4 protein-coding genes and 2 pseudogenes are annotated in these 6,948 nt (G+C 63.7%); 4 read left to right on the forward strand and 2 right to left on the reverse strand.

All coding sequences use genetic code 11. The annotated features are described in order from the left end of the window. Positions 1-897 precede the first annotated feature (897 nt). The gene (locus tag H7290_RS08195) at positions 898-3,897 is read right to left on the reverse strand and encodes a fibronectin type III domain-containing protein (protein ID WP_290513533.1); all 3,000 of its coding nucleotides are present in this window, start codon (positions 3,895-3,897) and stop codon (positions 898-900) included. 585 nt (positions 3,898-4,482) lie between these two features. Here H7290_RS08195 and H7290_RS21315 point away from each other — a divergent pair. Together H7290_RS21315 and H7290_RS21320 are read left to right on the forward strand one after the other, a co-directional pair. Next, positions 4,483-4,749 (forward strand): annotated as a pseudogene (locus H7290_RS21315) (GAF domain-containing protein); the annotation flags it as partial. Between the two features lie 16 nt (positions 4,750-4,765). Then, the gene (locus H7290_RS21320; RefSeq protein ID WP_366927614.1) at positions 4,766-5,002 is read left to right on the forward strand and encodes an ANTAR domain-containing protein; all 237 of its coding nucleotides are present in this window, start codon (positions 4,766-4,768) and stop codon (positions 5,000-5,002) included. Between the two features lie 122 nt (positions 5,003-5,124). On the opposite strand, the gene H7290_RS08200 is transcribed toward H7290_RS21320, so the two are convergent. Further along, positions 5,125-5,820, reverse strand: a complete 696-nt coding sequence (locus H7290_RS08200) for a GAF and ANTAR domain-containing protein (RefSeq protein WP_290513534.1) — start codon at positions 5,818-5,820, stop codon at positions 5,125-5,127. Positions 5,821-6,105: 285 nt separating this feature from the next. On the opposite strand from H7290_RS08200, the gene H7290_RS08205 reads away from it, so the two are divergent. Further along, positions 6,106-6,666: a hypothetical protein gene (locus H7290_RS08205; RefSeq protein ID WP_290513535.1), complete on the forward strand. Its 561-nt coding sequence runs from the start codon at positions 6,106-6,108 to the stop codon at positions 6,664-6,666. A gap of 42 nt (positions 6,667-6,708) precedes the next feature. Further along, positions 6,709-6,948: pseudogene (locus H7290_RS08210) on the forward strand (hypothetical protein); the annotation flags it as partial.

A 6,948-nucleotide genomic window follows, 5' to 3' on the forward strand; every position in this document is an offset into this window, starting at 1 on the left:
GCTCGCACGAGGCGCTCCACCTCCTGGTGCATGGTGCTCGGGGCTATCTCGAGCAGCCTGGCGAGATCTCCCAAGGCGTACTCCTGCGAGGGGTGCAGCAGCAGCCATGTCAGCAGCCGCGCCTGATTCTGAGAGCGGAGGATCGGCAGGAGCGCCGGCGGACCAATTCGCATAAACCGATAGTATCGTCGGTTATTGAGAATTGCTAGCGGGCTCACGAGGGCACTACTTGCTGGACAACTGATGGTTCAGCTCGAGCGCGTGGGGCGTGCCATGACACCGCCGACGGGATCGACCTGGGTAACAAATCAGAGCGGCAGCGAACGTGACCGGTCGTCCAGTTTTGGCGTAACTGTGCCGCACTGGCCTCACCGGCCTCGTTATGGATGCAGTAGTTGGCAACCTCCCTCCCGCCACGCTGCGTAGGCAAAGCCCGGCCCGTGGACTCCTCAATACCTACGCGCTGCCAGATGAGCCATCCGTCAATTGCGGTGGAAAGACGCAGGATTCGTCGTCGAGGTCTCTATCGATTTGCCCGGACGCTGCGGGCCGCATCTCGGGGATTTAGTCCTTCGCTCCAAGCCGTCAACCATGGAGCCACCCCTGGGCCGTCGGGGTCTCGGTATATGTGCGTCACGTGTTCGGCTTTGAACGCTTCGCGGAGCACCTGTTCCGACCCTTGGGTGGCTCCGCTGGCCTGCTTCCACGCGCTGCGGTAGGCGCGCTTGCATCGTCGGTAGTCCGTCGAGTCGAATATCTCGGCAACCCCGGATAGGCCATCGGCTAGAAGCTCGAACAGGAAGAACACGAGACAAAGCCTATGGCCGCGGCGGTATGACGCGGACTGGATGCTCGAACGCCAGCTCGCGGCATGCGCGCCTGACTAGGGACAACCCGTTACGTTGTGACCTTGACGACGCCCTTCACCACGTCGGTCCGGCTCGCATCGCCAAGCCATCTCGTACTGACCGTGGCCGGCTTCAGCGAGCCTGTGCGCGCGGTGCGCAGCACGGTGACCCGCACCTTGATCAGCTTGTATGCGCCTGGTCTGAGAGTGACTATCCAGCCTGCCGTCGAGCGCATCGCGGTTGTGATGTTTGTGGTGCCGGAGTAGTACCTGACGGTTGATCCGGCCAAAGCGGCGCTCCCCCGGACGATGAAGTTGTTCGTGACATTACCGTCGTTGTACAACCGAGCGTAGAAAGTGCGAGTCGCCGTCCGCTTGGCTGAGGCCGTCTTGGTCTGTCCGAACGCTGTCGTGTTGTACACGTTGTTGCCGACGTACCCCGACGACGCTGATGAGCTGATCCCACCGTCTGGTAGCTGGTCGCTGGGTGCGATCGTTACCGTGGTCGTCGCACGCGCCCCCAGCGACGTGTCGCCATCGCCTGGATCGAGGCTGATCACTAGGCTTTCAGCTGCTTCACGACCAACGTCGTTGACAATGCTCACCTCGATGCTCTTGGTCGTCTCACCAGCTGCGAAGTTCAAAGTCCCGGCGGTGAGGGTGAAGTCGGCCCCAGGTGTCGCATTTCCGCCGGTTCGGGCGTATCCGACGGTGGCCGGGATCGTGGTGTTCCCTGTGCGAGTCACAGTGAGCTGGACGGTGCCGGCGGTCTCGGTCAGGGTCCTTGTGGACTGCGCAAACGCAACGACTGCGGTGTCGTCGTCAGCGATAGTCACGGTGGCAGTCTGCGGCGAGGACACGGTGGCTCCGACGCTTGGCCCCGTCAAGGAGATCTCGATGGTCTCCCCGGGGTCGCGCACCCCGTCCCCAAGGATGATCACAGGGATGGTTTTTGTTGTCTGACCTTCGGCGAAATTCAGGGTGCCGCTGTTGAGGATGAAGTCTTCCCCAGGAGTTGCGGTCCCGCCGCTTCGGGCGTAGTCAACGGTGGCCGGTACGTTCGTGTTCCCACTCCGCACAACAACAAGACTCTGGGTGCCGCTGGACTCCGCAACCGTCACATTGGCCTGATCTGTTCTGAAAGCCAGCACGGGACCGATCGGGGAGACAGAGTTCGACGGTGTGGAGTCCGGCGAAGTGCCGCCACTGTTCGTCGCGGTGACGGTGATCGTGTAGTTGCTGCCGTTATTGAGATCGGAGATGGCGCAACTTTGTGTGCTGGTGGTGCAGGACGCGCCGCCAGGATGTGCCGTCGCGGTATACCCGCTTACCGGGGAGCCACCGTCGGCGGACGGTGGGCTCCACGTTGTGGTGACGGACTGATTGCCGACTGTGACACCAGTAATGATGGGAGCAGACGGCGCGACGGCAGGCACCGTTAGCGGCGGCGAAGGCTCGGAAGAGTCACTCGTGCCGGCAGCGTTAGTTGCCCTCACGGTGAATAATACCGACGTGGCCTCGGGCCAGGAGGCGAACGATGCCGTCAGGCTCGTGCCGGTTGTGGTGTAGGTCTGCCCTCCGGGCGAGGTGGTGACTTGGTACCCGGTGATTACGTTCCCGCCGTCATCGGTCGGAGCGTCCCACGTCACAGTGACCTGACGGGCGCCGTCCGCCGAAGCACTCACATTCGTTGGCGGCGCCGGCGTGCCGACCGTCAATCCCGGTCGGGTCAGGAACGTGCCGTCGTTCCCCGCGGCGTCGTGGGTGGGATAGACCGACAGTTGGTAGAGGCCGATCGCGGTGCCGGTGGGCACCGTGACCACGCGGCGGTACACGCCGTCGTACTCGTCTCCCGAGATACGGTTCGCCGCGCCGAACCCAAACATCTTCCCGGCGGCATTGCGGAACAGGACGTAGTTGCTGCTCACCGATCCTGACACGTCGTCGGTGATGCGTAGCTCGACGGTGACGGTTCCACCCAGACTCGACACGCGGTGCGGGGTGACCGTGCTGGAGACCACGGCCGCCGGTTGCGTGTCTTGGGTGGGGGTCACCGGGTTGCTCGGTTCCGACGAGTCGGAGGTGCCGCTGTTGTTCTTCGCGGTCAACGTGAACGTATAGGTGACACCGTTCGTCAGCCCGGGGACGTAGCAGGACCTTGCTGAGCCGGAGACCGTGCAGGACTGACCGCCGGGGCTTGCGGCTGCGGTGTATGCCGTGATCGATGATCCTCCGTCGAAGATGGGTGGCTGCCAATAGACCTTGGCCATGTTCACGCCAGCCCGCGCCGATACCGACTGGGGTTGGGCTGGCCGACCCAGGCCCGGACCAGGAGTGACCTGTCCGGAGTAGGCGGTCGGTGAGTCGCCCAAGGAGTTTGTGGCAATGACCCCGAACGTGTACCCGGTCCCGTTCTCGAGGCCCTCCACCACTGCGGACGTGGCGCTGCCGTCTACGCGTCCGACGGCGCCCGACGGCGACGGGGTAATCGTGTAGCTGCTGATCGGGCCACCGTGGTCAGCCGGTGCTGTCCACGAGATGTAAGCGCGCCCGTCACCTGGCGACACCGTGACGGCCCCAGGCGCCGCAGGTTCGGTGGGCGCTACGTGGAAGTCGGCGGCGGCGAAGTCGAGCGCGTGCTCGCTGGGGCCGGGCGCTGTGGACGGATTCTTTGTCACCGTGTCGTTGCGCAAATATGTCGCTTGAGTGCCGTCAGTTGCCTGGAGCAGGATGCTCTGCAGGGTGTACTGGACCCCTGCCTCGAAATCGGCGATGACGATGTTGCTGAAGTTGGACGAGGTTGCGCCGCCGGGTCCCCACTGAGGCGTTCGGCCACCCCCGTTGGAGCCCGAAAACGTGAACTTCACGTAGGACAACGGGGTGTCGGAAGTGACCGCCACGGTGACTCTTCCGCCGACGGTCACCTCGGTGGGCGTGCTTGAGAACGACAGCAGTTGCGGCGCGACCCCGCCGGATGCTTGCGCAGGTGTGGCGGGCGCGACGGCACAGGTCAGCATGGCTGCCAGCGCGGACAGCAGAGTGACTAGCATGCGACGCAAAGGAGGGACTCCCAAGTTTCGAAATGAGTCCGGGGCACTTCTACATTGGTCCGGCCCCCGGGGCCGCCTTGACAACAGGGTGACAGACGATCTCGTCAGTCGTGACGCAAACGCCAGAATAAGGCCAAGGGAACAGACAGCCGCGAAGTGGTGGAACCGGCGGCGCCTGCAGTGGATGGTCGATCAGTCAATCAGGGCGCTTAGAATCGCGGTCCTCCCACACGCCCATAATGGGTGAAAAGGGGCACACCGCTCGTGCGACTGCAGCAGCGCGAGCTCTGGCTAGCGCGGGGATTCAACCAGCGACCAGGGGCCCCGCGTCCAGGCCCACCCTGGCGACTTGGACGACAATCGGCGAAGCGACGACACAATGCGTCAGTCGGCGCAGGAACGCTGGGGATCGCTCACCAGCTGATCACCTGGTGAGGCCAGTGCCCCTGCTGGGTGCCGGTGGTGGCTGGAAGGTGCTCGCCGGCGTGCGCGTGCTGTGTGGGTCCAGTGGATTCCTGAATCCCTGACCAGCTGCGAGGAGACTCTTGGCCTTGGCCGGCCGCCACGTCATCGCGAGTCGCTCAGATCCACGACCTCCAGATCGCTTTCGACGAAGGGCCCTGCCTGGACTCCACCCGTGGCGAAGCGAGCTACGTCTGCGACGACACTGCCGCGGACTCACGCTGGCCGAACTGGGGCCCAGCAGTCGCCGAGCTGGGTATCCGAAGCGCGCTCGCTATCCGCTTAGAGTCCAAGAACCGAAACCTCGGCGCACTGAACCTCTACGCGGAGCCAACAGGCGCGTTCGGACCCAAAGACGTCGCGATTGCACAGAACTTCGCGCGCCACGCATCAATAGCCCTGTCATCTGCTTTCACCGAGCACGGCCTCGCGACCGCGATCGCGATCGCGATCGACGCACGCACGCACCTTCATCGGCCAAGCTCAAGGCATCCTCATGGGCCGCTATGGAATCGGTGCGGAGCAAGCGTTCGATTACCTACGCCGACGATCCCAACAGGAGCAAGTCAAACTCAGCGACGTCGCGCACAACATCATCGGCGACCAAGACGACAAGAACGCCGCGCAATCGAGTGATGACTGAATAGTTCAGGGCACAAGAGCTCCCGGATCATGTCGCGCCTGCATCCCGACCACGGCCTCTACCCCGACGCGAACCCGGTCGTGATGAATAGGGCCTGCCCTGCACGACACACGTGAGAGCCTCTATTCGAACAGCTCGGGGCGGATGCCGTTCCTAACGATGTCGGCAGCGATCTCGTGCAACTTAATGTTGCGTGCCTGTGACACACGGACCAGTGCCGCGAATGCCTGATCGCCGCTGATGGAGAGCGCTTGCATGAGCATGCCTTCGGCCTGCCCGATGGTAGTCCTGCTGATCAGGGCCGAGTCCATGTCCTGATGGTCTTGAGCCGCGGTCATCGCCACAGCGACGTGGGCGGCGAGCGCATGAGCCGACACCCGATCGACTGACTTGAACGCGTTTGGCGTGGTCGAGAACAAGTTCAACGCTCCGAAGGAGTCGGGGCCGACGAACAGCCGCATGACAAGTGCGCTGCGGATGCCCAGCTCGGCGACGGCACGCGGCGCCCACCGGGGCCACCGCGGGTCATCACGCAAATCAGGTGCGTAGACGGTCTCGTGCTCGCTGACGCTCTGCAGACACGGACCCTCTCCTGTTTCGTGCTGCAGCTGGTCGGCACGAACCACGATCTCGTCGGTCGGCGCGACGGACTTGACGCGTCGCCCCTTCAAGATCAACGAAATGCCCGCGTAGTCGCACCCGTCGACGATCCCCACCGCGGTCGCCGTCGCGTTGTCCAACGTTGCGACAACCCCAGCCTCACTGCTCAAAGACCGGGCAATGGCGGCGAACTGGTCCCCGGAAGAATCGGCACTCATACGCCTGATGATGTCAAAGCACGGGGCCGCGCGCATAACGGATTCGATCCCCCTTTGCTGGGTAACCTCACGTCAGGAGTGTTTGCTGGACCTAGGCTGGCCATCACCCTGAGGTGCCGTCAGGTTCAGCAAGGAGCCGGCGGCGCCGTCCTACGTAATAAGCCGCCGCACTTCGTACGTCGCCGGGACGGCCATACGGGGACATCTCACAACGTAGATGCATGACAGTCAGGCAATCCTGACGGTGTTCAAACCCATGTCAGGGAGTCATGACACGATATCAGCATGGGATGGATCAGCAACGACACCCTGCATGAGGGGTATCTGGAGGTCGTCATGGCCGACGGCAAGACCTCGTCGACGAGCAACGCGACCGGGCCGGTGATCATGCGGGTCGACGACCAGGGGAACTACACCGGCAAGGACGAACAGCGCACACACGATGAGGTCGTGGCATGGGTGCTGAGGTGCGACTGTACGAGCTCACTCACCAGCGGTCGCACAGTGTGGACTGGTGATCGGTGGGAGCGCGTGGCCACGCCGGCGTTGGAGGATCCCGAGAATGGCCGGATCTATGTCGCCCCAGGTGACTTTGCTGTCGACATCATGGATCGGCCAGACGTTGAGGACGTCGCTCGGGCCCGGTGGCTGGCCGAACACGTCTCCCCTCACGAAGCGCTGGCCGTCATCCGAACAACACGCACCGAGATCGCGGCCGCCAAGAGACGGCTCGATGAGGCGGTCCTGTTTGCGCGTGCTGCTGGCGAGACGTGGACAACGATCGGCCAGGCCGCGGGCACGACCCGTCAGTCGGCGCAGGAACGGTGGGGTCATGGTCGCGATTGAACTGTTTGGGCCCACACGCGTCGGATTCCAGTGAGTACCGGGATGCCCTGGCGCGATGAACGCGTCGACGTGCTGTTGGCGGCGATGTCCGACCTGGGCATGTCGATGTCCCGCTCCGCGGCCGGCGAGCTGATCGACGAGCGGGTGCAGTTCGTTGCCACACAGATGCGCGTGACGCCGCGGACCGCACGCTCCCACCTGACGGACGAAGCGATCGCCGGCTTGGTGAAGTCGATGGCGTTCGACTTCGTCGAGGAAACTCCGGGCGCCAATCTGCTCGCC

This window comes from Aeromicrobium sp., assembly GCF_014378035.1.
In the GTDB taxonomy this organism is placed as follows: domain Bacteria; phylum Actinomycetota; class Actinomycetes; order Propionibacteriales; family Nocardioidaceae; genus Aeromicrobium.

Excerpts from the sequence above, each read along its gene's own strand:
- H7290_RS08200 (WP_290513534.1), bottom strand. The coding sequence starts at position 5,820 with ATGAGTGCCGATTCTTCCGGGGACCAGTTCGCCGCCATTGCCCGGTCT.
- H7290_RS08195 (WP_290513533.1), bottom strand. The coding sequence starts at position 3,897 with ATGCTAGTCACTCTGCTGTCCGCGCTGGCAGCCATGCTGACCTGTGCC.
- H7290_RS08205 (WP_290513535.1), top strand. The coding sequence starts at position 6,106 with ATGGGATGGATCAGCAACGACACCCTGCATGAGGGGTATCTGGAGGTC.